General features: G+C 65.8%; 25 protein-coding genes and 2 pseudogenes. 15 read left to right on the forward strand and 12 right to left on the reverse strand.

Features of this window, described 5'->3' with window-relative positions; all coding sequences use genetic code 11:
• Positions 1 to 109: 109 nt before the first annotated feature.
• Both L2A60_RS15835 and L2A60_RS15840 read left to right on the forward strand, forming a co-directional pair.
• Positions 110 to 381 (forward strand): annotated as a pseudogene (locus tag L2A60_RS15835) (ATP-binding protein); the annotation flags it as partial.
• A gap of 318 nt (positions 382 to 699) precedes the next feature.
• Complete coding sequence (locus L2A60_RS15840) at positions 700 to 1,575, forward strand: aldo/keto reductase family oxidoreductase (protein ID WP_235705451.1); 876 nt, start codon at positions 700 to 702, stop codon at positions 1,573 to 1,575.
• A 235-nt stretch (positions 1,576 to 1,810) separates the two neighbouring features.
• Here the strand turns inward: L2A60_RS15840 and L2A60_RS15845 are convergent.
• Positions 1,811 to 2,113: pseudogene (locus L2A60_RS15845) on the reverse strand (SDR family NAD(P)-dependent oxidoreductase); the annotation flags it as partial.
• A gap of 74 nt (positions 2,114 to 2,187) precedes the next feature.
• The gene (locus L2A60_RS15850; RefSeq protein ID WP_235705419.1) at positions 2,188 to 3,030 is read right to left on the reverse strand and encodes an oxidoreductase; all 843 of its coding nucleotides are present in this window, start codon (positions 3,028 to 3,030) and stop codon (positions 2,188 to 2,190) included.
• 114 nt (positions 3,031 to 3,144) lie between these two features.
• On the opposite strand from L2A60_RS15850, the gene L2A60_RS15855 reads away from it, so the two are divergent.
• From L2A60_RS15855 to L2A60_RS15865, 3 genes are read left to right on the forward strand one after another with little or no spacing between them, the layout of a single operon-like run.
• On the forward strand, positions 3,145 to 4,056 hold the full coding sequence (locus L2A60_RS15855) for a LysR family transcriptional regulator (RefSeq protein ID WP_235705420.1): 912 nt from the start codon (positions 3,145 to 3,147) through the stop codon (positions 4,054 to 4,056).
• Between the two features lie 52 nt (positions 4,057 to 4,108).
• Complete coding sequence (locus L2A60_RS15860; protein ID WP_235705421.1) at positions 4,109 to 4,657, forward strand: DUF1697 domain-containing protein; 549 nt, start codon at positions 4,109 to 4,111, stop codon at positions 4,655 to 4,657.
• Between the two features lie 52 nt (positions 4,658 to 4,709).
• Entirely contained in the window at positions 4,710 to 6,515 is a 1,806-nt protein-coding gene (locus L2A60_RS15865; RefSeq protein ID WP_235705422.1) for a pyrroloquinoline quinone-dependent dehydrogenase, read from the forward strand.
• Positions 6,516 to 6,519: 4 nt separating this feature from the next.
• On the opposite strand, the gene L2A60_RS15870 is transcribed toward L2A60_RS15865, so the two are convergent.
• Both L2A60_RS15870 and L2A60_RS15875 read right to left on the reverse strand, forming a co-directional pair.
• The gene (locus L2A60_RS15870; RefSeq protein ID WP_235705423.1) at positions 6,520 to 7,353 is read right to left on the reverse strand and encodes an MBL fold metallo-hydrolase; all 834 of its coding nucleotides are present in this window, start codon (positions 7,351 to 7,353) and stop codon (positions 6,520 to 6,522) included.
• A gap of 70 nt (positions 7,354 to 7,423) precedes the next feature.
• On the reverse strand, positions 7,424 to 7,630 hold the full coding sequence (locus tag L2A60_RS15875) for a hypothetical protein (RefSeq protein ID WP_235705424.1): 207 nt from the start codon (positions 7,628 to 7,630) through the stop codon (positions 7,424 to 7,426).
• Positions 7,631 to 7,757: 127 nt separating this feature from the next.
• On the opposite strand from L2A60_RS15875, the gene L2A60_RS15880 reads away from it, so the two are divergent.
• The gene (locus L2A60_RS15880; RefSeq protein ID WP_235705425.1) at positions 7,758 to 9,026 is read left to right on the forward strand and encodes a DUF445 domain-containing protein; all 1,269 of its coding nucleotides are present in this window, start codon (positions 7,758 to 7,760) and stop codon (positions 9,024 to 9,026) included.
• Positions 9,027 to 9,075: 49 nt separating this feature from the next.
• Positions 9,076 to 10,011: a D-2-hydroxyacid dehydrogenase gene (locus L2A60_RS15885; RefSeq protein ID WP_235705426.1), complete on the forward strand. Its 936-nt coding sequence runs from the start codon at positions 9,076 to 9,078 to the stop codon at positions 10,009 to 10,011.
• Here the strand turns inward: L2A60_RS15885 and L2A60_RS15890 are convergent.
• Positions 10,008 to 10,679: a YggS family pyridoxal phosphate-dependent enzyme gene (locus L2A60_RS15890; RefSeq protein WP_235705427.1), complete on the reverse strand. Its 672-nt coding sequence runs from the start codon at positions 10,677 to 10,679 to the stop codon at positions 10,008 to 10,010. The genes L2A60_RS15885 and L2A60_RS15890 overlap by 4 nt on opposite strands.
• On the opposite strand from L2A60_RS15890, the gene L2A60_RS15895 reads away from it, so the two are divergent.
• From L2A60_RS15895 to holA, 6 genes are all read left to right on the forward strand, one after another.
• Positions 10,678 to 11,262, forward strand: coding sequence for a thiamine phosphate synthase (locus L2A60_RS15895; protein WP_235705428.1), 585 nt, complete (start codon positions 10,678 to 10,680; stop codon positions 11,260 to 11,262). The genes L2A60_RS15890 and L2A60_RS15895 overlap by 2 nt on opposite strands.
• Before the next feature lie 192 nt (positions 11,263 to 11,454).
• Positions 11,455 to 12,789: a porin family protein gene (locus tag L2A60_RS15900; protein WP_235705429.1), complete on the forward strand. Its 1,335-nt coding sequence runs from the start codon at positions 11,455 to 11,457 to the stop codon at positions 12,787 to 12,789.
• A gap of 193 nt (positions 12,790 to 12,982) precedes the next feature.
• A complete protein-coding gene (locus L2A60_RS15905) occupies positions 12,983 to 13,501 on the forward strand; it encodes a DUF3576 domain-containing protein (protein ID WP_235705453.1) in 519 nt (172 codons plus the stop codon).
• Between the two features lie 3 nt (positions 13,502 to 13,504).
• Positions 13,505 to 16,111, forward strand: coding sequence for a leucine--tRNA ligase (gene leuS / locus L2A60_RS15910; RefSeq protein ID WP_235705430.1), 2,607 nt, complete (start codon positions 13,505 to 13,507; stop codon positions 16,109 to 16,111).
• Positions 16,095 to 16,616: a hypothetical protein gene (locus tag L2A60_RS15915; protein ID WP_235705431.1), complete on the forward strand. Its 522-nt coding sequence runs from the start codon at positions 16,095 to 16,097 to the stop codon at positions 16,614 to 16,616. Before leuS ends, L2A60_RS15915 begins: the two co-directional genes overlap by 17 nt.
• A 6-nt stretch (positions 16,617 to 16,622) precedes the next feature.
• Positions 16,623 to 17,633 (forward strand): DNA polymerase III subunit delta, encoded by a 1,011-nt coding sequence (gene holA, locus L2A60_RS15920; protein WP_235705432.1) that lies wholly within the window; start codon positions 16,623 to 16,625, stop codon positions 17,631 to 17,633.
• Between the two features lie 61 nt (positions 17,634 to 17,694).
• Here the strand turns inward: holA and L2A60_RS15925 are convergent, their stop codons facing one another.
• The 7 genes from L2A60_RS15925 to L2A60_RS15955 form a co-directional block, all read right to left on the reverse strand.
• The gene (locus tag L2A60_RS15925) at positions 17,695 to 18,132 is read right to left on the reverse strand and encodes a hypothetical protein (protein ID WP_235705433.1); all 438 of its coding nucleotides are present in this window, start codon (positions 18,130 to 18,132) and stop codon (positions 17,695 to 17,697) included.
• Between the two features lie 109 nt (positions 18,133 to 18,241).
• Positions 18,242 to 18,844: an ABC-type transport auxiliary lipoprotein family protein gene (locus tag L2A60_RS15930; RefSeq protein ID WP_235705434.1), complete on the reverse strand. Its 603-nt coding sequence runs from the start codon at positions 18,842 to 18,844 to the stop codon at positions 18,242 to 18,244.
• Positions 18,845 to 18,852: 8 nt separating this feature from the next.
• Complete coding sequence (locus L2A60_RS15935) at positions 18,853 to 19,845, reverse strand: MlaD family protein (protein ID WP_235705435.1); 993 nt, start codon at positions 19,843 to 19,845, stop codon at positions 18,853 to 18,855.
• Between the two features lie 154 nt (positions 19,846 to 19,999).
• Positions 20,000 to 20,743: an ABC transporter ATP-binding protein gene (locus L2A60_RS15940; protein WP_235705436.1), complete on the reverse strand. Its 744-nt coding sequence runs from the start codon at positions 20,741 to 20,743 to the stop codon at positions 20,000 to 20,002.
• On the reverse strand, positions 20,740 to 21,828 hold the full coding sequence (locus L2A60_RS15945; RefSeq protein ID WP_235705437.1) for an ABC transporter permease: 1,089 nt from the start codon (positions 21,826 to 21,828) through the stop codon (positions 20,740 to 20,742). The genes L2A60_RS15940 and L2A60_RS15945 overlap by 4 nt, the downstream gene beginning before the upstream one ends.
• A gap of 114 nt (positions 21,829 to 21,942) precedes the next feature.
• Positions 21,943 to 22,665, reverse strand: coding sequence for a molybdopterin-dependent oxidoreductase (locus L2A60_RS15950; protein ID WP_235705438.1), 723 nt, complete (start codon positions 22,663 to 22,665; stop codon positions 21,943 to 21,945).
• Positions 22,662 to 23,288 (reverse strand): cytochrome b/b6 domain-containing protein, encoded by a 627-nt coding sequence (locus tag L2A60_RS15955; RefSeq protein WP_235705439.1) that lies wholly within the window; start codon positions 23,286 to 23,288, stop codon positions 22,662 to 22,664. The genes L2A60_RS15950 and L2A60_RS15955 overlap by 4 nt, the downstream gene beginning before the upstream one ends.
• 174 nt (positions 23,289 to 23,462) lie before the next feature.
• Between L2A60_RS15955 and L2A60_RS15960 the strand changes: the two genes are divergently transcribed.
• Together L2A60_RS15960 and L2A60_RS15965 are read left to right on the forward strand one after the other, a co-directional pair.
• The gene (locus tag L2A60_RS15960) at positions 23,463 to 23,669 is read left to right on the forward strand and encodes a pentapeptide MXKDX repeat protein (RefSeq protein WP_235705440.1); all 207 of its coding nucleotides are present in this window, start codon (positions 23,463 to 23,465) and stop codon (positions 23,667 to 23,669) included.
• 41 nt (positions 23,670 to 23,710) lie between these two features.
• The gene (locus L2A60_RS15965) at positions 23,711 to 24,361 is read left to right on the forward strand and encodes a peroxiredoxin-like family protein (RefSeq protein ID WP_235705441.1); all 651 of its coding nucleotides are present in this window, start codon (positions 23,711 to 23,713) and stop codon (positions 24,359 to 24,361) included.
• Positions 24,362 to 24,370 lie beyond the last annotated feature (9 nt).

Raw genomic sequence — 24,370 nt, forward strand, 5'->3', positions numbered from 1 at the left:
GTTATGTGGAGTTGGCGGCCCTCAAACCTTCGTCGGCTGGAGTTGACGCCTTCCAGCTCCACATCACTGCGCGCTGCACATAAGTCGATTCACGTTGAGCTCAACGTGACTCGACGAGCTCGGATACCTGCCGTTCAGCTCGTCAGGCGGTGCCTTGCTGTTCCACCTGCTGAGCAAACTCTACGAACGCACCAGCGTCGTCATCACCACCAATCTCAGCTTCAGCGAGTGGGCCGAGGTGTTCAGCGACGCAAAGATGACCACGCGCTGCTCGATCGGCTCACGCATCACTGCCACATCCTCGAAACCAGCAACGACAGCTTCAGGTTCAGGGCAAGCGCAACCGCCAATAAGCCAAAGGGGAGAAAAGACGTGACTTGACCCAGAGCCAATCAGGCGGAACATAACACCGTACAACCCGGGTCACTTCTCGATGAAAATCCCGGGTCACTTCTCAGTGGAAATCAACAGTCCAGCGCGGCTTCGAGACGCCGCGCGGTCTCGCTCAGGCTCGATGCGGAAGCACCGCTTGCGCATCTTCGCGAAACCCGGCCGCCCGCACCACCGCGAGGAACGCGGAGAGACCCTGAAAATCAGCAGCCATTGTTCGAAATCCTGGACAAGCCGTGCCGTTATCGCCCGATTGTCACGTACATGGTCAATGACCATATTCGGATCGGATTTTCATTGGAGACAAATATGACCGACCTCACGAAAGCGGGCAGCTTTTCGCTTGGCGACCGCGTGGTGAAGCGCGTGGGCTATGGCGCCATGCAGCTGGCGGGTCCCGGCGTGTTCGGGCCGCCGAAGGATCGCCTGATTGCGCTTGCGGTGCTTCGCGCAGCCGCCGCGGCCGGCGTCGATCACATCGACACCAGCGACTTCTACGGGCCCCACGTCACCAACCAGCTGATCCGGGAGGCGCTGCATCCCTATCCCCGGAACCTGGTGATCGTGACCAAGGTGGGCGCGGTCCGAGGGCCCGACGCGTCATGGAACCCGGCGCAGAGTCCGGCCGAGCTGATCCGCGCCGTGCACGACAATCTGCGCAACCTCGGCGTCGACGTTCTCGACGTCGTAAACCTGCGCATCATGGGAGACGTTCATGCCCCCAGTGAAGGCTCGATCGCGGAGCGGTTCACAACTCTTGCAGACCTTCAGCGGCAGGGGCTGATCCGGCACCTTGGCTTGAGCAACGTCACCGCCGCTCAGGTGGCGGAGGCGCGAGGCATCGCCGCGATCGTATGCGTGCAGAACCACTATAATCTCGCACATCGCGATGACGACAAGCTGATCGACGAACTCGGCCGGCAGGGCATCGCCTACGTGCCCTTCTTCCCGCTCGGCGGCTTCACGCCGCTCCAGTCCGAGACCTTGTCGGCCGTGGCCGAAAGGCTCGATACGACGCCGATGCAGGTCGCGCTCGCCTGGCTGCTGGCGCGCGCGCCCAATATCCTCCTCATTCCGGGCACGTCGTCACCGGACCATCTGCGGGAGAATCTGGCGGCGGCCGAGCTCGCCCTCACGGAGGATATCCGCTCCGAGCTGGCGGAAATCGGCACGATTAGGCGTTAGCAGACATTGAGGTAGCCAATGTGCAGACACGGTTACCTTCTTCATCGTTCTCGGCTCGCAAGGGCCGTCGATTCGGCGCGATAATGCGATATGCAGCGACACAGCCGCCGATTGGCGTAGTAACAGTGGGGGCTCAAGCCCTATTGGTCGTCTGCCAAGCGCGCTCCGCTCGACCGAGGAGATGCGGATTTTAGATATCTGCCGGTCCCATGGTGTCGGGCGCAGCGGGCGTCCGTCAGGCTTGCTGGGTCGGATAGAGCAACCCCAGGATATTGACGTCGACCATCTGGCGATATTCGGCGGGATGCGTGTTCTGGAATGGAGCGGCAACGCCGACACCGGCGACGGCAAGCAAAATGTCGAGCCGACCATACTCTTGCAGGGCGCGCGCAACCATCACCGACGCCTGCGCCTCGTTCGTCACGTCCGCTTCGATCGGCAACGTCTCGCCTCCGGCTTGACGGATGCGATCGGCCAGGTTGTGCAGCCGTTCGATGCGCCGGGCCGCAAGCGCCAGCGCGGTCGCCTCACCGATGCCGGATGAGGCCCCGTCACCAGAGCAACTTTGCCGTTCAGTTTACCTGTTTGCATTTTGAATCCCCTAACTTAAAGTTATACCTTGCCGGCGCTGAGGTTCGTGCTTCTTGCAAGCGTTTCCCATGTCGCGAGAGCCTTCAGCAGGGTCTCACCATGGCTTTGAATGGCGTCCACCGCGTCGGCGCCGAGTTGCAGGCGCAGCGGCGTGTCCGGCGCATCGAGAGCGGCCTCGATCGCGGCCGCCGCTTTCCGAGGATCGCCGTCCTGGGTACCGTTCATGGCACGCGCGAATTCGCGCGTGGCGCCGGTGACGTCGCGATAGGCGTCGATCACCGGCATGTGGCGCATGTTCGGCCCGGCGAGATTGGTTCGGAACTGACCTGGTTCGACGATCAGCACCTTGATGCCGAAGGGCGCCAGTTCCTGTGCCAGAGCTTCGCTCGCGCCTTCGATCGCGAATTTCGTCGCCGAATAGGCGCTGAAGCCCGCGAACGATAGTTGTCCGCCGAGGCTCGACATGTTGACGATGGCGCCGCTCCGCTGGGCGCGCAGCGCCGGCAACGCCGCGCGGGTGACATTCACGGCGCCGTAGAAATTCGTCTCCATCAGCGCGCGCAGCTCGGCATCCGGAGTTTCCTCGAACGCGCCGACGATGCCGTAGCCGGCATTGTTGATCAGCACATCGATGCGCCCGAAACGGGTGATGGCCGCCTCGACCGCCGCTTCCGCGTCGCCTATGCGGGTCACGTCGAGCACACGGACCAGGACGCGATCGGGGGCGGAAGCGGCGAGTGCCGCAAGCGCCGCGACGTGCCGGGCGGTGGCCACGACATTGTGGCCTCGGGCCAGAGCGTGCTCGGCGAAGGCACGGCCGAAGCCGGACGAAGCGCCGGTAATGAACCAGGTCTTGGCGGCCATCGGGATGTCTTCTCCACGGAAAGTGCGTTCTGCTGAATGCTCGGCAATCTGGCCGCTGACGCATTCGCTTTCCAGATGGTTCAAATCGACATGACCATTCGATATGATGCATGAATGGAGCGCGGTCTGCTGAACCATTTTCCCATCGTGCTGACAGTCGCCCGCCGGGGTGGCTTCGCATCGGCGGCGGCAGTGCTGAACATGAGTCCCTCGGCGGTGAGCCACGCGGTCAGGGCGGTCGAGGATCGGTTGGGTCAGCCGCTCTTCCTGCGGACGACGCGCAGCGTCGCCCTGACGGAAGCTGGCAAGGCCTTCGTCGCCGCGATCGGCCCCGCCATCGCGACGATCGAAGAAAGTGTCGAGCACGTCCAGGCGGCGAAGGGACGGGTCGCGGGCGTGCTGCGGCTCAATGCGCCGCGCGTGGCGCTGCCGCTCGCAATTACGCCGGCGATCGTCGCGATGAGCCGGCTTCACCCCGATCTGACGATCGAGGTGACCTCGGACGAATGCCTCGCCGATATCGTCTCCGGAGGGTTCGATGCCGGCGTTCGTTTGGGCGAGATGATCGCGCAGGACATGATTGTGATCCGCCTGACCGGCCCGTTCAAGGCGATCATGGTCGCCGCGCCGGATTATCTTGAAGCGCGCGGCGCACCGGGGACGATCGCCGACCTCGCGGTGCATAACTGCATCGGATATCGCCTGATCTCGTCCGGCGGAGCCTATGCCTGGGATCTGATGGATCGGGGCCGCGAAGTCGCGGTCGCGGTGAGCGGCAGCGTGCGAGTGACCGATTCCACATACGCCCGCGAGCTGGCGCTGCTTGGTGTCGGCATCGCCTATATCTTCGAGCCGCTGGTTCGGAAGGATTTGCGCGCGGGCCAGTTGCGGCAGGTTCTGCCGGCGGCCAGCATCGAAGAACCGGGCCTGTTCCTGTATTTTCCGCGATATGCGTCGGAAATGCCGAAGCTGAGGGCGTTCATCGACACGGTTCGCAGAATTTCAAGAGGAATGATGTCGGGCTGAGCTGGCGGGGTCAAATGAACCATCGGACGCCGGAAGAAAGCGAAAGGAAGTCATGCGGACATTCGTGGCATTGATGCGCGGCATCAATGTGGGTTCGGCACGCAAGCTGCCGATGGCGGATTTGCGTGTCCTGTGCCTTGCGCTCGGGATGGAACGGCCGCAAACCTATATCCAGAGCGGCAATCTGATCGTCGATGCCGAAGGCGGCGCGGACGATGCGCGAAGCTTGCTGGAAAAGGGATTGACCGCGCAGGCGGGATTCGCGGTCGATGTCATCGTGCGCGAAGCCGCCGGCTGGGAGCGATATGTCGCGGCCGATCCCTTCGCCGGGAACGCCGAGGTTCCGGCGAAAATGGTGCATCTGTATCTGTCCCGCGACGCGGTCGATCCGGGCGCCGCAGACATCCTGGCGCGACGGGCGCAAAGCGGGGAGCGGGTCCGCCTGGCCGGCGGCGCGCTCTGGATCGATTACGGCGCGGCGGGCGTTCATGGCTCGAAGCTGAGCCCGTCCCTCATCGACAAGGCCTGCGGCTCGCCGACGACCGGCCGCAACCGGAACACCGTGCTGAAGATCCGCGAGATGATCGCAGCGCGGAGTTAGGTTTTCGGAAACCGTCTTGTCCGATGCACGGATTGCTGATCCATACGATAACATGGCGGAAAGGCCGCCCGGCGATGCGGCGAAAGGACGGAACCGTGGCACGGGATTGCGGGGTATGAACGGCTTGGCGAAACGCATGGTTCCGCTGGCGCTTCTCGGATTCGTCCTCTCGGGCTGCGCGCATCTGCATTATCGGTATCTGGACGCGCTGATCGCGTCGCCGAACCAGTATCTGCGCGAGGTGATCGCGGGGCCGATGCCGCCGCCGCCGATCGGCACGTCGCGCACGATTGCCGGGCCGGATTACGCACCGGGCGCGCCCCTGCCCGCCTCACCTGATCCGGCGACCGACTGGGGCAGCTATAATCGCACGCTGGAAGGCGATCGGTTCTCGCCGCTCGACCGGATCACCACGGCGAATGTCGACGAACTGCGCCCGCTTTGCGATTTCCGCCTCGCCGACGCGACCGATCTTCAAGGCACGCCGCTGGAAATCGCCGGCACGCTCTATGTCACCACCCAACAGCACACTTATGCGATCGACGCGCGAACCTGCCGGTTGCGTTGGGAGCACATCTATCACCTCGCGCGCCGGGTGCCGCTCGACCCGAATCAGGTCAATCGCGGCCTTGCCTATTGGCACGGGCTGCTGATTCGCGGCTCGAACGACGGCAGACTCTATGCGCTGAACGCAGCGACCGGAGGCACCGTGTGGAACGTGCCGATCGGCGACCCCGCGATCGGCGAGACGTTTCCCGCCGCTCCGATCGTCTGGCACGGCATGGTGTTCATCGGCAATGCCGGCGGCGATAATTTCGGCGTGGCGGGACGGATGATGGGGTTCGATGCGCGAACCGGTCTGATGCTGTGGTCCACACCGCTGATCCCGAGCAACGGACGCGCTGCCGCCACCTGGCAGGCGACGAGCTTCGAGCATCCGCGCGGCGGGGCGGCGACCTGGACCTCCTATGCGATCGATCCGCGCACCGGGATTCTTTATGCGCCGACCGGCAACGCGGCGCCCGATTTCCTGAAATCGTTGCGCCCCGGCGCGAACGATTATACCTATGGCGTGATCGGGCTCGATGCGCGCACCGGCAGCGTGCGCTTCTGGCACCAGTTTCTCAGCGGCGACGATGTTCACGACTGGGACATGGCGGCTGCGCCCGAGCTGATTACCACGCCAAGGGGACGCAAATTGCTGGTGGCCGCCGGCAAGGACGGATTTCTCTATGCGCTCGACCGCGAGACCGGAAAACTGGCGGTGAAAACCGCGATAACGACGCGATTCAACACGCGCGCGCCGATGACGCCGCGGGGCACCCGATTTTGCCCCGGAATCGAGGGCGGGGTGGAGTGGAGCAGCCCGGCCTATTCGCCGCAAACCGACGCGCTCTATGTCAACGCCGTGGATTGGTGCACCACCGTTCGCGTCATTGCGGCGAATGCACTCAAGGGCCGCAAGGGCCTGCCCTGGACCGGCTCGACCAGCCGCATCCATCCCTATGGTCTGCGCGCGAACCGTTATTCCGGCTGGATCACCGCGGTCAGTGCGCGCACCGGCGCGGTGTTGTGGCGTCTGCACGACAGCAGGCCGATGCTGGCGGGCACCACCCCGACCGAAGGCGGGGTGGTGTTCACCGGCGATCTGAACGGCCTGTTCATGGCGCTCGATCAGCGCACCGGCGCCCTGCTCTACCGATACGATACCGGTCAGCCGATCGGCGGCGGCGTGATCACCTATGCCGATCGCGGCCGGCAATATGTCGCGGTCGCAGCGGGGATGGACGCGCCGATCGGCTGGCGGCTGAGTACAGGGCCGGGCAGGATCGTGGTGTTCGGGCTGCCCGGCGGGTGACGGGTCAGGCGGGCGCCCAGACATCGCCATGGTCGATGGCGATGCCCTCGGTGCGCAGCTTGAGCAGATGCGCGAGCACGTTGCGCTCGGCGGCGATTTTCAGCATCGGGTTCTGCTTGGCGTAGAGTCGCGCCGCGATTTCGGCGATCGTCGATGGCCGGGCACGCAGTGCCTCGAGAATCGCGGCCTCGCGCCGGCGGCGATGGGCGAGCATTTCCGCGACCAGGGCGCGCGGCTCCGGCAGGAGCGGCCCGTGGCCGGGCAGATAGACGGTTTCGTGCCGGTCGAGCAGGCGGAGCAGACTATTGTAATAGGCCTTCATGTCGCCATCGGGCGGGTTCACGATCGAGGACGACCATGACATCACGTGATCGGCGCTGAACAGAATGTCGCCCGCTCCCGCGACCGTGTAGGCGAAGGCGAGATGGTCGCTCGCGTGGCCCGGCGTGTGCAGCGCGGTCAACCCCGCCAGTTCGTTGCTCTCTTTCAGCCCATGATCGGGCGTGAACAGCGGCGTCGCGGGACGGTGGAACCCGTAGGTCGCGGCGTTCGTCGCGTTTTTCAGCGCCGCCGTGGCACCGAGATGGTCACGATGGGTATGCGAGAGCAGAATCCGCCTGATCGGCACATCGCCGGCGGCTTCAAGGATGTCCGACACATGGGTCGGGTCGTCCGGCCCCGGATCGAGCACGGTCAGCCCGTCTTCGGCGGCGATCAGATAGGTGTTGGTGCCGTGATAGGTCATCACCCCCGGATTGCGCGCGACGATGCGGCGGATTCCGGGCAGGACATCAAGCGCGACGCCGCGCTTCGGCTCGGCTTCGGTCAGAAACGGCATGACGCTGCGCTGCCGGTCGCGTGACTATGGTTCATCGCGCCAGACTAGGGTGTGAACCCGATGGCGGCAATCAGCCCGCGCCGAACAGGGCCGAGAGCAGCCCGAACATCACCGCGACCAGCAGGATGCCGCCTACCCAGACCGCCGGGCCGAGCCGCTCGCGGTCCCGGCTCGCGCGCCAGCCCCTGCGTCCTGAGTCTTTCCGGGGCTTCGGCGCCTTGTTATCGAGACCGACGATCCTGGATCGTCCTGCCGGGCCTGCATGCTGCGCGACCATGGCCATCTCTCCCGCTCCACGGGTCAAAAAGGGAAAATGCGCCCGATCGGGCCTCGTTTGCAAGCGAATCCCGCGCTTCAGGGCAGGCATCTTGCCGTTCCGCGCGCTCCAGGCCACATCATGCGCCATGACCGAACCCGATCCCGAGGCGCCGCTGCGGCGATCCCTCGCACGGCACCGCGCCTTTGCGAGCGGATTGCTGGTGCTGATGGTCGGCCTCACCGTTCTCGCCTACTGGCTGCCGCCGACCGATGCCGTGTTGTTCCTGCGCGATGCGGCGAAAGCCGGGGTAATCGGCGGCATTGCCGACTGGTTCGCGATCACCGCCCTGTTCCGCCATCCGCTCGGCCTGCCGATCCCGCATACCGCGATCCTGCCGGCGCAGAAGGAACGGCTGGGCGCGGCGCTGGGCCGGTTCGTCGCCAATCACGTGTTCACCGAGGCGGATGTCGCGCGGTTCCTCGCCGGGCTCGACATTCCCGATCTGCTTGGCCGTTTTCTTGCCGATCCGGCGATGGCGCGGCCCGCCGCCGAGGCCTTGGCCGCTTCACTGCCGCGCCTGCTCCAGTCGATCGAGGATGGAAGGGCGCGCAGGCTGATCGGCCGGCTGCTGCCGCGCCTGGCGGGTGGCCCGGCGGCCGGGCGCGTGGTGGCGCGCGCCCTCGCCTCGCTGGTGCAAAGCGGACGGCACCAGGAGGTGTTTTCGTTCGTTCTCGATCAGTTGCGCACAGTGCTGAAGGCGCGCGAGGCGGATTTGAAGCAGATCGTCCGCGACCGGGTGCGCGAACAGGGCGGCGTGCTGGTGGGCTGGGCGGTAGGTGCGAGCATCGCATCGCGCGTCGTGGCTTCGCTCAATACCGAGTTCGACCGTATCGGGCCGGACGGGTCGGAACTGCGCGAGGCGTTCGACGAATGGGTGCATCACGAGATCGGCCGCCTCACCGACGATCCCGAGCGGGCGGCGGAGCTGGGTGCCGCGCTGCGGCGCGTCGTCACCCACGAAACCATGCGCGCCTGGGGGCACGATATCTGGACGCAACTGCGCGCGGCGATCGAACGGGATGCGGTGCGGCCGAGCGGCCACAGCGTCGCCGTGATTCAGAACGCGCTCGCCAATCTCGGCACCATGCTGGCCCAGGACAAGGCGAGCCGCGCGCGCATCTCGGCAGCGGCGGGTGCCGTGGTGGCGCGCCTGTTGCCGGCCGCGCAGGCGGAAATATCCGGGTTCATCGGCCGCGTCGTCGGAAACTGGGATGCCGCGACAATTACCGACAAACTGGAATTGCGGGTGGGCAAGGATTTGCAATTCATCCGCGTCAACGGCACGTTGGTCGGCTTTCTGATCGGCGGGGCGCTGTTCCTGCTTCTGCATTTCGGCTTTCACAGACAGGGCTAAACCGGTGCACATTCATATTCATGAATTCCCCGACAACCCGTTCCTCCAATTGACCGGAGCAGAATTCGCCGCCGCCGCCGCCAAGGCCGGACCGATCGGCGCCGGCCATCTTGTGACCTTCGGCACCAGCATCGCCGAATACGAGCAAGCGGCGCCCGCGATCGAGGCGCTGATCGCAACGCCCGGCACGGTCCGCCGGCTCGATCTCGCGCGCGCCCCGCGATTGCGGCTGATTCAGTCCACCGCCGCGGGCGTCGATGCGCTGGCGCCGTTCGACATGATCCCGGACGGGGTGATGCTGCTGAACAATCGTGGCGTTCACGCCGACCGGGCAGGCGAATTCGCGATCATGGCGATGCTGATGCTGGCGGCCCATATGCCGGAATTCGCGACCGATCAGCGGGCGCATCGGTGGAACCGGCGGTCTTCCGGGATCATCGCGGGATTGCGCGCGACGATCGTCGGCGTCGGCGGGCTGGGCGGCGGTGCCGCGCGCCGGGCGCGGCAATTCGACATCCGCGTCACCGGAATTCGCAACGCGGCGGCGGCGCACCCGGATTGCGACCGCACGCTGACCGTAGCCGATCTCGACAAGGTGCTGCCGGAGACCGATTTCCTGCTCCTGGCCTGCCCGTTGACCGAAGCGACGCGCAACCTGATCGATGCGCGGCGGCTGGCGCTGCTGCCCGCACGCGCGGGGGTCATCAATATCGGACGCGGCGAGCTGCTCGTTCAAGCTGCACTGATCGCCGCCCTGCGCAACGGCACGATCGCCGGCGCGGTGCTGGACGTTTTCACGGAAGAGCCGGTGCCGGCGGAAGACCCGATCTGGGACGCGCCGAACCTGATCATGACCCCGCATATCTCCTCGGACGATCCCGAGCGCTACAACGAGGCGACGCTCGCGATGTTTTTCGAGAATCTGCGCGCCCTCGCCGAAGGCCGCACGCCGCGCACCCTGGTCGATCTGGCGAAGGGGTATTAACCTCGGGAACCGAACAGCGACGAGCCGATGCGCACCATGGTCGCTCCGCAGGCGATCGCGACCTCGAAATCTTCCGACATGCCGATCGAGCGTTCCGGCAGGCCATGATGATCGGCCATCGCCACCAGATCGCGGAAATAGGGCGCGGGATCGGCGTCCAGCGGCGGAATTGCCATCAGCCCGCGCAAATTGGCGCCGAACCGCTCGCGCATCGCGCGGATGAAGCCATCCGCTTCGGCGCGCGCGATGCCGGCTTTCTGAGGCTCGTCGCCGATATTGACCTGCACCAGCAGGTTGGGCAGCGCGCCCTCGCGTTCAGCCGCCGCCGCCAGCGCGTCCGCGAGTTTCGGCCGGTCGAGCGTTTCGATCATGTCGAACAACAGCACCGCATCGCGCGCCTTGTTGGTTTGCAGCGGGCCGATCAGATGCAGGTCGAGATCGGGGTGGGTTACCCGCAGAGGCGGGAATTTCACCGCCGCTTCCTGAACCCGGTTCTCGCCGAAGACGCGCTGGCCGGCGGCGAGCGCCTGCTCGATCAAGGAAGCGGGCTTGGTTTTCGACACCGCGACCAAGGTAACGTCGCGCCCGGCGGCGGCGCGGTTCATCCGCGCACGCAGAGCGGCGATGGTCTCGGCGAGCGAGGGTTCCGGGGTGGGATTGTCGGCCATGGATGAATACCTGATCGGCGCGGCGCGCGCGGTCAAGCGGCGCCGAAAGCCCCCCTACCCTACGCTATGGCTGTTCACCGATGCCGGACGGCTGGCCGACCCGCTGCCGGCGATCGCGCTCCTGCCGCGCGGCATCGGCGGCGTGGTGTTCCGCCATGACGGCGCGCCGAATCGCGCGGCTTTGGGCCGTCTTGTCGCGGCGCTCTGCCGGGCGCGCGGAATTCCGCTCATCGTCGCCGGCGACTGGCGGCTCGCCGCCGCATTGCGTGCCGGCGTGCATCTGCGCGGCGGGACGAAAATCCGCTCAGCCTATCGCGGAGCGCTCGTCACCGCCTCGGCCCATGGGCGGACGGAACTGATCGCCGCAGCACGGGCCGGGGCCGACCTCGTGTTTCTCTCGCCCGCATTCGCGACGGCGAGCCATCCGGGTGCGAGGCCGCTCGGCGCGGTGCGCTGGGCGGGACTCGCGCGGACCAGCCCGGTTCCGGTGCTGGCGCTCGGCGGGATCGGCCGGCGGGCGCAGCACCGGCTGGGCGCCGCCTGCGCCGGCATTGGGGCGATCGGCGCTCTGTCACATGGTTGAAATACACTGTGGCGTCGAAACAACAGCCCGGCGAAATAGGCGTTTCACCCGCAGAGACTAGTTGCCTCGGCAGGGCAAAATGCCTTTTATCAGCCCGTCGCCGCACCCGGTTTCGTGCCGCCCGTCGTCACGGGCCTGCCGGGGAAGCGGATAACATGTTCTTGCCGGGATACCGGCTTCATGGGGGACTGAATGCGCAAGTTTCTGCTGGCCTCGGTGGCCACGTTGGGCATGGTGGCGGGAATTTCCGGCACCGCCTACGCACAGGCGGCGAAGCCGCCGGCACCCGGCACGCTCGTCGTTCACCTGAACGGGCTGCTGAACGATCAGATCAACGACATCGGTTCGACCGCGAATACCGTCAACACCTCGGCCGGCGCGTACAAGCTGAACCCGATCGGCATGACCGGCTTCCTGCGCCTGTATCCGGGCTTCGACGCGCAGACCGAGGGCGGTCTGCAATACGGTGTCGCCACCGAGCTGCGCACCGCCTTCACCACCGCCGGCCAGGGCATCCATGAAGCCGGCCCCGGCGTCGAGTCGATGGTGATCCGCCGTGCCTATGCCTATGTCGGCACCAAGGAAGCCGGTTTCGTCCGGTTCGGCCAGACCGACGGCATCTGGGATTTGCTCTCGACCGGGGAATATTTCAATTACGGCGACGGCAATCTGTGGGATTCCGACGGCGGCGTCGGCGTCGGCGCCGCCGTGCCGTCTCAGGCTGCGCCGCATGCCTTGTTCACCTACGAGGGCGCGCTCTACACGACCAACAAGATCGTCTATGTCTCGCCGGATATCGCTGGCTTCCAGGCCGGGATCGATTTCGAACCGAACTCGAACGGCTTCAAGGAAGGCGAACTCTGCACCGGTGGCACCTCCAGTTGCGCCACTCTCGCCAGCGCCCCAGGCGGTGCGGGCGCGTTTCGCCGCAAGAACACCTTCACCGGCGGCGTCTCGTACTCCAGTGAGTTCAACGGCACCGGCGTGAAGCTGATGGCCGACTACCTGATGAGTTCGCCGATCGGCAACAGCTCGGGTGCCCCGATCGAGACCATCATTTCGCCGGAAACCGGCTCGATCACCCACGAGACCAGCTTCAAGCGGATGGGCATCGCCCAGCTTTCCGGTCAGGTGACCTATGCCGGCTTCCTGCTCGGCGCCGATATGAAAGACGGCCAGGTCAACAACGGCTACAGCTTCCTGCTGCCCGGCCAGCGCAATGCGCTGTTCTACGAAGTGACCGGCGAATACACCGCGGGCCCCTATACGCTTGGCATACAGTATTTCAACAACCAGGCCGCCGGCGCACATCTGCCCGGCAACGGCACCGCGCGGACCGAGACCGATTACGGCTTCGATATCGGCGCGAACTATGCGCTGACCCCGCACTTCGGTGTCTATGCGGTCTATCTCTACGGCCACCGGCACCAGCTCGGCTATGACTTCATCAGCAGCACGGCCGACTCGACCGCGTTCAACAACGTGCAGGCGCAGGCGATCAGCGCTGGCGCCCAGCTCAAATGGTAAGCTGACCGCAACGGTCATCTGAAGCACGAGGGTGGCGGAGCGATCCGCCGCCCTTTTTTCTTGCTCTATTTCTCACTCCAAAATCCCCGCCCTACGCCGTGCTCTTGGCGCGATGCCCCGGCAAGGTTAAACACCAGCGACAGACCAAGCGGAGACGAATGTGCGCTTTCATGTGATCAACGCCCAGACCACGATGTTCCGGCCCGCAATAAGGCTCGCCGCGCTGGGCTCCGTCCTCGCCTTGGCCGCCTGCGGCAACGCGAAACAGCCGCAATTGCCGAACATGCAGACCTATCGGATTCCGCCGGCCATGCAGAATGCCAATTCCGGGCTTGGCAATCTGTTCACCCTCGGCGGCAAGAGCGGACCTTCGGGACAGGCGACAGGGGTTTCGGTCAATGCCTATCTCTGGCGGGCCTCGCTCGACACGCTGTCGTTCATGCCGCTCGCCTCGGCCGATCCGTTTGCCGGCGTGATCATCACCGATTGGTATTCCCCGCCCGCCACGCCCAACGAGCGCTTCAAGGCGACCGCCTATGTGCTCGGCAGCGTGCTGTCGGCCAACGATCTCAAGGTCTCGGTGTTCCGCCAGACCATGTCGGGCGGCGAATGGGTCGATGCCCCGGTCGATCCGGCGACTGCGAGCGGCATCGAGGACCGGATCCTGGCGCGCGCCGCGCAATTGAAGGCGGCCGGCCAGCTGAACGGCTGAGCGATGGACCAGACGACGTCCGATCTGGCGTACGATTTTCGCGCCGCCGAGCCGCGCTGGCAGGAGGCATGGACGAAGCGCGGCTGTTTCCGCGCCGAGGACAGGCCGGACGGAACCAAGCCGAAATACTACGTGCTGGAGATGTTTCCCTACCCCTCCGGCAAGATTCATATGGGCCATGTGCGCAACTACATGCTGGGCGAGGTCGTCGCCCGCTACAAGCGCGCGCGCGGCTTTGACGTGCTGCATCCGATGGGCTGGGACGCGTTCGGCCTGCCCGCCGAGAACGCCGCGCGGGAACGCGGCATCGCCCCGGCGGTCTGGACCCGCGAGAACATCGCGGCGATGCGCGCGGATTTGCAGCGCGTCGGCTTAGCACTCGACTGGTCGCGCGAGTTCGCGACCTGCGACCCGGAGTATTATGGCCAGCAGCAGAAATTGTTCCTCGATTTCTGGCGCGCGGGCTTCGCCCTCCGGCGGGAATCGGCGGTCAACTGGGACCCGGTCGATCAGACCGTGCTCGCCAACGAACAGGTGATCGACGGGCGCGGCTGGAAATCCGGCGCGCTGGTGGAAAAGCGCAGGCTGCGCCAGTGGTTCCTGAAAATCACCGACTTCGCCGAAGATCTGCTCGCCGGGCTCGACACGCTGGAGCGTTGGCCCGAGCGGGTGCGGGTGATGCAGCGCAACTGGATCGGCCGCAGCGAAGGCGCCGAATTTTCGCTCCGCCTTATCACGCCGGTTGCTGGCATCGATCGCGTCGTGGTCTACTCCACCCGGCCGGACACGCTGTTCGGCATGAGTTTTCTGGCCCTGGCGCCGGATCATCCGCTCGCCATGGCGGTCGGAGCCGCGAACCGGGACGCCGCCGCCTTCATCGCCGAATGTCAGAGCGCCGGAACCTCGGAAGCCGTGATCGAGGCCGCCGAGAAGCGCGGTTTCGACACCGGATTGTGCGTCGCCCACCCGTTCATCGCGGGGGCGACCTACCCGGTCTGGATCGCCAATTTCGTGCTGATGGACTACGGCACCGGGGCGATTTTCGGCTGCCCGGCGCATGACCAGCGCGATATCGAGTTCGCCCGCAAATACGGGCTCGGTGTGACCGTGGTGGTCGCGCCAAAGGACGAGCCCGATCTTGCCGTGACCGACAAAGCCTTTATCGGCGATGGTTTGATCGTGAATTCCGGCTTTCTCGACGGCCTGGATGTCCAGGCCGCGAAATCGCGCGTGATCGCCGAACTGGAAGCGCGCGGGCTGGGGCGCGGCGTGGTGAACTGGCGCCTGCGCGACTGGGGCATTTCGCGCCAACGCTACTGGGGCTGCCCGATTCCGGTGATCCATTGCGAAATCTGCGGCGCGGTGCCGGTGCCCGAAAAACAGCTCCCGGTACGCCTGCCGGAAGACGTGGCGTTCGACAAACCGGGCAATCCGCTCGACCATCACCCGACCTGGAAACATGTGGCGTGCCCGCAATGCGGCGCGGCGGCGACCCGCGAGACCGACACGTTCGACACGTTCGTCGATTCGTCGTGGTATTTCGCGCGGTTCTGCGCCCCGCACGCGGCATCGCCAACCGATCGCGCGGCGGTGGATCGCTGGATGCCGGTCGATCAATATATCGGCGGCATCGAGCATGCGATTCTGCACCTGCTCTATGCGCGGTTCTTCACCAGGGCGATGCACCGCCTCGGCCATGTCGGGCTGCAGGAACCATTCGCCGGGTTGTTCACCCAGGGGATGCTCACCCATGAGAGCTACCGCACCGAGGACGGGCGCTGGCTCTACCCCGACGAGGTGGCGAAGCACCCGGACGGCACGGCGACCGAGCGGGCGACCGGTGCGACGGTGATCGTCGGGGCGATCGAGAAAATGTCGAAATCCAAGCGCAACACGGTCGATCCCAGCGCGGTGATCGAGCGGTTCGGCGCGGATACCGTGCGCTGGTTCGTGCTGTCGGACAATCCGCCCGAACGCGACGTGGAATGGACCGAAGCGGGCGCGCAGGGGGCGTTTCGCTTCGTGCAGCGGCTGTATCGCCTCGCGCGCGGCGTCGCTGCGGAATTCGCGGACATGACCCCGCTGGATCGGGCATCTCCCGATCAAGCGGGGGGCGGCGCGCGCGCGCTGCGCCAGACCACCCATCGGACCATCACCGCGGTGACCGAGGCGATCGAGGCGTTCGCATTCAATGTCGCGATCGCGCGGCTCTACGAGCTGGCGAACGCGGCCGGCGAGGCCGAGGGCAAGCCGGCGATGGCGGCGGCGAGGCGCGAGGCGGTGATCACGTTGATCCGGCTCGCCGCCCCCATCGTCCCGCACGTGGCCGAGGAAGCCCACGCGCTGCTCGCCCCCGAGCAGGGGCTGGTCGCCGATCTGCCCTGGCCGGAGGCCGATCCCGACCTGGTGCGGCGCGACCGGGTGACCCTCGCGGTGCAGGTCATGGGCAAGCTGCGCGGCACCATCGAGCTGCCGCTCGGCACCGATGCGGAAACCGCCATAACCGCCGCCCTGGCGGATCGGAAGATCGCCCGCGCCCTGGAGGGCGCCACCATCGTCAAGCGGGTCCATGTGCCGGACCGGATCGTGAACTTTGTCGTTCGCACGTAAGCTTCCAGCACTCCTCGCTTTGCTCGGCCTCGCCAGCTGCGGGTTCCATCCGCTATACGGATCGCAGGGCGGCCAGGAGCCGGCGATCGCCTCGCGCATGGATGAAATCGATATCGGGCTGATGCCCGATCGCAGCGGCCAGGTGATGCACGAGGCGCTGGAACGCGACCTGCAACGCGCCGGCGCGCCGAAATTCTATCGCTACCATCTGGCGGTCAGCTACGGGATTTCGGTTCAGGTGATCGGCATCCAGCCGGACAGCTCGAACACCCGCAACCGGTACTTCGCCAATGCCCATTGGGTGCTAACGCCCGAGGGCAATCGCGGCCTCGCAATCGCCAAGGGCAATGCCCAGGCGATGGATGCCGAGAACATCATCGACAACCAGTATTTCGCGACCGCGCTTGATGGCGGCACGATGCGCCACCAGCTCGCCCGCGAGATCGCGACCCAGATCACCACCCAGCTCGCGATCTATTTCCGCAGCCATCCCGACAAGGGCTGAAGACCGGTGAAGATCGAGACAAGACAGGTCGAGCGCTTCCTCGCCGACCCTGGGCGGACGCGCTTCGTGCTGATCTATGGGCCGGATAGCTCGCTGGTCGCCGAGCGGGGGCGCGGTCTCGCCAGGCGCATTGCCGGATCGCTCGACGATCCGTTCCGCATCGCCGAGCTCGACGCCGATCAGGCCGAGCGCCTGCCCGAGGAGGCAAGCGCGCAGGCGTTCGGCGGCGGACGGCGCGTGGTTCTGCTGCGCGATGCGGCGGACAAGCAGGTGCCATTCATCGAATCCGCGCTCGAGACCAGGGGCGATTCGCTGGTCATCGCCATGGGCGGCGACCTTGCCGCGCGCTCGAAGCTGCGGGCGTTCGCCGAAAAACACGCCGAAGCCGCAGCGATCGCCTGCTATCCGCCGGACGGCGCAGCGCGCGGTCCGGCGCTGGAAGCCGCCTTGCGCGATGCCGGCGTCGCGCTTTCGCGGGACGCGATTGCCGTCGCCGCCGGCCGTCTCGGCGGCGAGACCGGCGCGCTGCGCGACGCGGCCGAGCGGCTGATTCTCTATGCCGGCACCGAGCGAAAGCTCGACCTCGCGGATATCGACGCGGTGCTCGACGATCAGGGCTCGGCCTCGATGCAGGACGCGATCGATGCAGCGCTCGCTGGCGACGTCAAGGCAGCCGATCACGCCGTCGGGCTGGCGCTCGACGAAGGCGCCGCACCGGTGGCGATATTGCGCGTGCTGCTCGGCGAGCTTTCGGCGCTCCGGCTGCTTGCCGACGCGGTCGCGAAGGGAGCCAGCGCGCGCGATGCGGTCGCGGCGCGGCGGCCACCGGTGTTTTTCCGCCGCCAGGCGGCGGTGATCAAGGCGGCCGGGCGTTGGCGCGAGCCGGCGATTATTGCCGCGATCGAGCGCGCGCTGCGCGCCGAGGCCGATTGCAAGCGCACCGGCGCGGTGCCCGAGGCGATCTGCCGGCAGACGCTGCTGGGCCTCGCCCAGCGCGCTTCAAAAATAAGACAATGAAGCGTTCTTATCCGGTTCACACATATAGACGCAAGATATTGATTCAGCGATGATATCTCTGTTAGGATGGCCAGCCAGGGAGAATGGGCCATTTATCCCGGAAGGGCAGCGCGGCTTTCCACGAGAAAGCGCCGCCAATGTCGCGCGATCCCTTCGACTTATCGGTCGCGTCTTGAGCGGCAATCAACTCGTTAACTTGCGGATGGTTTAAGACAAAAAATGCATCGGCTGTGCGCGTTTCTCCTACTCGCACAAGAATGTAAAAGAGGTTTGGAACTGCCTGTCTTCGCCGGATTAGCCAAGCACTATTCGATCCAACCCCTTTTACATCGACCCAGAATCGATATGTCGCGTCCCGGCTTCCCACCATCAGATCGGCCAAGGGCGTATTTCCCATTGTGAACGAGACGACGTAGCCATTGCGGACCAATTCCGATGCGACGAGAAATTGCGCCGTCCATTGCGTGCGCTGCACCTTCGCTGAGCGCGATATCGGCATTATTGTCGAGGGCATCGTGGTTTCACCTGTGGAGAATCTGAAAGGCGGTCTCGTATCGTTTGAGGCAGAGTTGGCGTTGAAATGAAGCCCGATTCCTATAATTCGATCGTTACCGATCGCTTTCGACCATCGCGACCGCCTGCCTAAGTACGCCGGCCAGGGCGGCGCGCTGGGCGGCGACCAGATCGGGCGCGGTGGGCCCGGCGAGCGGCGCCGTCGCCGTCAATCGCCGCTGCGCCAATGGCCGCTCGCCGATCCCGACGGGCTTCGCGACCACCAGGGTCAGGGCGGCACGGGCGACGTGCCGGGTCGGGTCGGCGAGCAGCGTGTCGAGCGTGCCCTCCACGATCAGCGCGGGAGACAATGCGCTGCCCTCGCCCACAACCGCGGAAAATTCGCCCGAGGCCTGAAGCCACGCGATCAGCGATGCCGTGACCGCCTGCGCCGGCGGCACCGCCCAGCGATTGTAATAGCCGCGATGGATGCTGCCATCCGCTTGCAGCGTGATCAGCCCGCGATCGCCCAGCGCCGGGCCGGCCTGGATGCCGCGCACCAGCACCACGCCACGCCGCGATCCCGCCGCCGCGATGCCGGGCTCGGGTGCGATCGGCCAGTCGGTCCGCGCGGTGTAGGGCTGCTTGGCGAGAAGGTCGCCGCAACCGGCGAGAGCCAGCGGCGCTGCAAGCAGCAGATGACGACGGTTCAGGGACATGGCGCTCCTCATTGCGGCGTCTGCCGGGGCGGCGGCGCGCCGCGCAGCACGATCGAGGGGTTGTTCTTCAGGGTTTCCGACAATTCGTCGAGATTGGCCGACGCCGCGTTCAGGTTGCGCAGGATCGGGATCATCTGGCGATTGAGCGTCGCGGTGGTCTCGTTCGCGCTACGCACCGTCGCCTGGGTCTGTGCGATGAGCTTCGGCATCTCGGCGCTCACCTTGGCAAGTTCGTCGGTCGTGCGATTGAGTTTTGCCAGTATGGCGCGGGTCTGTGCCCCATCGGCGAGGTTGCGCAGCGAGGCGGTGGTGGCCGGCAGATCAGCTCGTTTCACCTGGGATCTCAACTCGCCGAGCAGCGCGTTGGCGTTCGCCAGCGTCTTATGCGCATCGCCGGTGGTGATTTCCTTGTTGAGCGTATCGACCAGCGAGGTAAGCACCGCGATCGTCTTGTTGAATTTCACGTGCTCCATATTGGTCAGGAATTTTTGCACCGCATCCTGCACCTGGGTGAGCGTGCTCGGGATCGAGGGGATCACGGTCGAACGCGGCTGCCAGGGAATCGACGGCACCGGATGGTGCACCGGCTTGACGAAGCTCAGCTCCAGATAGGCGAGCCCGGTGATCCCCTGCGGCGCCACCTGAACGCGCAACCCAAGTTTGATCGCCTGCGCGATATTGGTGTCCGGTCCCACCTTGCGGGGGTCAACGCGGAACCGCACCACCACCTGGTGATAGACCGGCTGGAGCATTTCGGACGGATTCCTCGGCGGATACTCGGCGGAAACCAGGCCGATATCGGTGACTTTGCCGATGGTCACGCCGCGAAACTTCACCGAGGAGCCGACATTGAGCCCCTGCACCGATTCGCGGAAATAGGATTCGTAGGCAATGCCGGGCCGGAACGCATTGCCGGACAGCAGGAAGATCAGCCCGATCAGCACCGCGATGCCGGCGAGCACGAACAGGCCGGTTCGCAGGGCGGCGCCGCGCGGTTCCATTATGGTGACCTCGAAATGACCATTCGGAACAGCCCGTCAAGGCGGCCCGTTGCGAACCGTGAGGCGGCATGACGATCCAGGTTCGCACCGCCATCATGAATTGCTTCCACCTTGCAAAGCTCGGCGTCGCAATGACGCTTGACCAAAAATACCCTCATGATTCGGCTTCCCGGTTGAAAAATGCCCGCACCGTGGGATGATCGCTCGTGCGTTGCAAGTCGCGCGGCACGCCGAGCGCGATCATGCCCTTCGCCGCGCGATCGAGCATCACGCAGCGATCGGCGATGGCGAAGATCGATTGCAGTTCGTGAGTCACCACCACGAAGGTGCAGCCCAGCGCCGCGCGCAGATCCAGGATCAGCCGGTCGAGCCCGGCGCCGGTGATCGGGTCGAGCCCGGCGGAGGGTTCGTCGAGAAACAGGATCGGCGGATCGAGCGCTAGAGCCCGCGCGATCGCGGCGCGCTTCGCCATACCGCCGGAAATTTCGGAGGGCAGCAGATTGACCGCGTCGGCGAGGCCGACCAGAGCGAGCTTGATCCGCGCGATCTCGGCGCGCGCCCGCGCCGGCAGATCGGTGAACATCGCGAGCGGCAGCATGATGTTCTCCAGCAATGTCATCGAGCCAAAGAGCGCGCCGGACTGGAACATCACCCCGATATCCCGGCGGACCGCCTCGACCTCGGTCACCACATCGTGGCCACGCACCGAAATCCGCCCCTGCGTGGGCGGGAGCAGGCCGATCATCTGCTTGAGCAGGGTCGATTTGCCGCAGCCCGAGCCGCCGAGCACGACGAACACCTCGCCGGTCGCCACGGTGAACGAGACATTCTCGAAGATCGTGCGCGTGCCGAAGCGCTGGCCCGCCGCATCGACCACGATCGCCACGGCATCGTTCACAGGCCGAGCCGGTAGAAAATCACCGCGAACAGCCCGTCGAGCAGAATGGTCGCGACGATGCCGCCCACCACCGCCGAGGTCGCCGCCTCGCCCACCGCGCGCGGGCCGCCGCCCGCGGTCAGGCCGGCCCGGCAGCCGATCAGCCCGATCGCGGCACCGAACACCACCGCCTTGAACAGGCCGAGCAGCAGCGCCTCCGGCCCGGTCGCCATTTGAACCTGATGCAGGATGGCGGCGGGGGGAAATCCGAGAATCATCATCACGAAGCCCATGCCGATGATCCCGGCGACATCAACCCCGATCGCCAGGGCCGGCATCACCAGCATCGCCGCCGCCATGCGCGGAATCACCAGCATGGTCTCGGCATCGATCCCCATGGTGGTCAGCGCCGCGACTTCTTCGTTGACCATCATGGTGCCCAGCTCGGCGGCGAAGGCCGAGCCGGTACGCCCGGCCAGGATCACGGCGGCGAGCAAGGGCCCCAGTTCGCGGAACAGCGAAAGCGACACCAGGGCCGCGACATAGATATCCGCGCCGAACTGGCGCATCGGGATCGCCGACTGGAACGCCAGGATCATCCCGATCAGAAAGCCCATCATCAGGATGAGCGGCATCGCCTCGGTTCCGGCGCGTTCGGTCAGGCGAAAAAAATCGCCGCCGCGCAGGAAACGCAGTTTGGTGGGCAAAGTCAGTGTCGCGAGAATCGTCTCGCCGAAGAATGCCACCCGGATCAGCAGCGTGCGTCCGAGGCCGGTGCGAGTGACGGTGCGCGGCGCTACTTTGGGCGGCGGGCCGTCCGGTACCGCCGCGCGCAGCCGGGCGAGCAAGGCGGTGGGCTGTTCGCCGAGGCCGCGCAAGGTGATCCGCTCGCCGTGTTCGCGTTCGAGTGCCAGCAGCAGCGCGGCGCCGGAGGTATCGACCGGCTCCGCCCCGGCGAGATCGACGATCAGGGCGCCCTTCGCCCGGCGCGCGGCATCCTTGGTGCGCGACCAGATCGGGGCCAGCGCCGGCGCGGTGAGCGGTCCGGCAAGCGCGATCACCGTACCCGACGGCTCGTTGGCGACATCAAGCCGCGCAACCGTCACCCGCGCCATCCGGGGCGGGCGATCGGGACGGCGCGAACAGGCTGGATCGATCCGATTTGGGTCATTGTCAGGCCGCGATATAGCATGATCGCGACCGGTTCACAGAGTATGACGCTACGACCCGCTGAACCAGTTATAGCCCTGATTCTCCCAGTAACCGCCGGGATAGGTGTTGGTGACGCCCAGGGCGACGATGGATTTCGGGTTCTTGAAGCCGAGCTTGGTGGGAATCCGCAGCCGCAGCGGCGCACCGAACGGCGCGGTCAGCGGTGCGCCGAGAAAATCGAGCGCCAGGATGGTCTGCGGATGCAGCGCCGATGCCATGTCGATGCTGGAAAAATAACCGTCGGCGCAATGGATCGACACGTAGCGCGCGCGGAGATCGGCGTTCACCTTGCGCAGGAAATGGTGCAACGGCACCCCGCTCCATTGGCCGACCACGCGCCAGCCTTCCACGCAGATCAGCCTGGTGATCTGGCTTTCCCGCGGCATGGCGCGCAACTGCCCGATCCGCCAGGGGCGTTTGTCGCCGATCCGCCCGGTCAAGGCGAGCCGCCAGGTCGCGGCATCGACCTGCGGCGCCTGGCTGATGTCGTAGAAGGCGTTGAAGCGCGGCGGCCGGGTGATCTGCGACGGCTTGAAGGTCGGCGCCAGGGTGCGCGGATCGAACAAGGCAGCCTGAACCTCGTCGTTCCAGTCCGACATTGCGCGCAGGAACCGATCGGCGAGGTCGGGGTGGTTCGGATGATCGAAATCGCACCCGGACAAAGAACCCAGCGCGCCGAGAGCAAGCGCGCGGCCGAGCAGCTTGCGCCGATCAAGGCCGAACGATTTCATGGCCGCACCTCCCGCCCGTCCGGTTCAGGCAGACGGCCTCCGGTGATCATCGCCGGCAGAACCCGCGGCACCAGCGCGACGAGCAGGACATGGACGGCGATGAACAGGACGATGCCGGTCATCGCGCAGAAATGCACGACGCGCGAGATGAAGAACCCGCCGAACAGATCGGACAGCCACCATAATTGCACCGGCTTCCATACCGCGAGGCCGGACAGCACCGCGAGAATGCCGAGCGCGATAACGCCGAGATAGAGCAGGCGCTGCACCGCGTTATAGACGCCCACCTCGTGCGGCAGACGGAACCGCAGTGCCGCGGCCGTGTCGCGCAGTACGGCACGGGGCGATAGCGGCAGGAATTTCCGCCGGAAATGTCCGCTCGCGATGCCCCATCCGAGATAGAACAGCCCGTTCAGCATCAGCAGCCAGATCGCCGCGAGATGCCAGGCGATCGCGCCGCCGAGCCACTGGCCGATCGTCATCCATTGCGGAAAGGTGAACGGCAGGAACGGCGAGGCGTCATAAATTTCCCAGCCGCTGCCGATCAGCACGACGATCGCGATCGCGTTCAGCCAGTGCATGATCCGCAGCGGCAAAGGATGGATCGGAACCCGTTTCGCCATGACGAACCTCCTCTAAAGATCGTGTTGAGCGATGTGCCATCGTGCGCGTGCGCGGCGGTTTCGTCGAGGCATCGAAACGATAACCAACCGGCATTGGCCCATGGACATCGCGACGTGCATGTCTTGCGGGCTGACCGGCATTGCCGCCGGTGCGCAATACAACAGGAGATCACGATGAACCGTCTCATTCTCGCCGCTGCGATCGCCGCTGGCCTCGGCTTCGGGGGCTCAGCCTTGGCGCAGACCTCGACCATGCAGCACGGCACCATGAAGCACGATACGATGCAGCATGGCGCCATGAGTCATTCGGCGATGTCGCACTCGAAGATGAAACATGACACAATGAGCCACGATACGATGAGCCACGGCAGCGCTCAGTAGCCTGCCGGCACGGTCGGGGCTTAGGGAGGTGGAGCCGAGCCATGGATCTTCAGGCGCGATTGGATGCCGAGCGTGCGCGCCGCCTCGAGAACGAGACGGTTCGCGCGGCCTATGAAGAAACCGTGACCACTCTGCGCCGCAACGGATTTCTTCCCAGCGTTCTGGCCGAAGAGACGCTGTTTCCCGATTTCGTTCTGCCCAACACGGAGGGCAGGCTGGTCTCGCTGTCCAGCCTGCTCGCCCGCGGTCCGGTCATCGTGCAGTTTTTTCGGGGCGAATGGTGTCCCTATTGCCGGATCATGCTCGACGCGCTGGTGGAGGCTCTGCCCGAGATCGAGGCGCTTGGAGCCTCGCTGATCGCCCTCACCCCCGACACCGGCCCATGGGTCCAGGAGGCGAAAACCACGCATGGCGCCCGGTTCGACGTGCTGTCCGACGTGGATTGCGGGGTCGGCCTTGCCGCCGGCGTGGTGTTCCGCGTCCTGCCGCTCTATCTGGCGCGTCTGCAAGCCGTCGGGATCGACTTTCCCGACCGCCACGGCAACGATGCCTGGTTTCTGCCGATGCCGGCCCTGTTCCTGCTCGATCGCGACGGACGGATCGCCTGGCGCTTCGCCGATCCCGATTTTACCCGCCGCGCGACGCCCGAACAGATTCTGGCCGCGCTGCGTGCCCTTGATCCGCCGGGCTGACCGATCCGG

The organism is Acidiphilium iwatense, from assembly GCF_021556475.1.
Classification (GTDB): Bacteria; Pseudomonadota; Alphaproteobacteria; order Acetobacterales; family Acetobacteraceae; genus Acidiphilium; species Acidiphilium iwatense.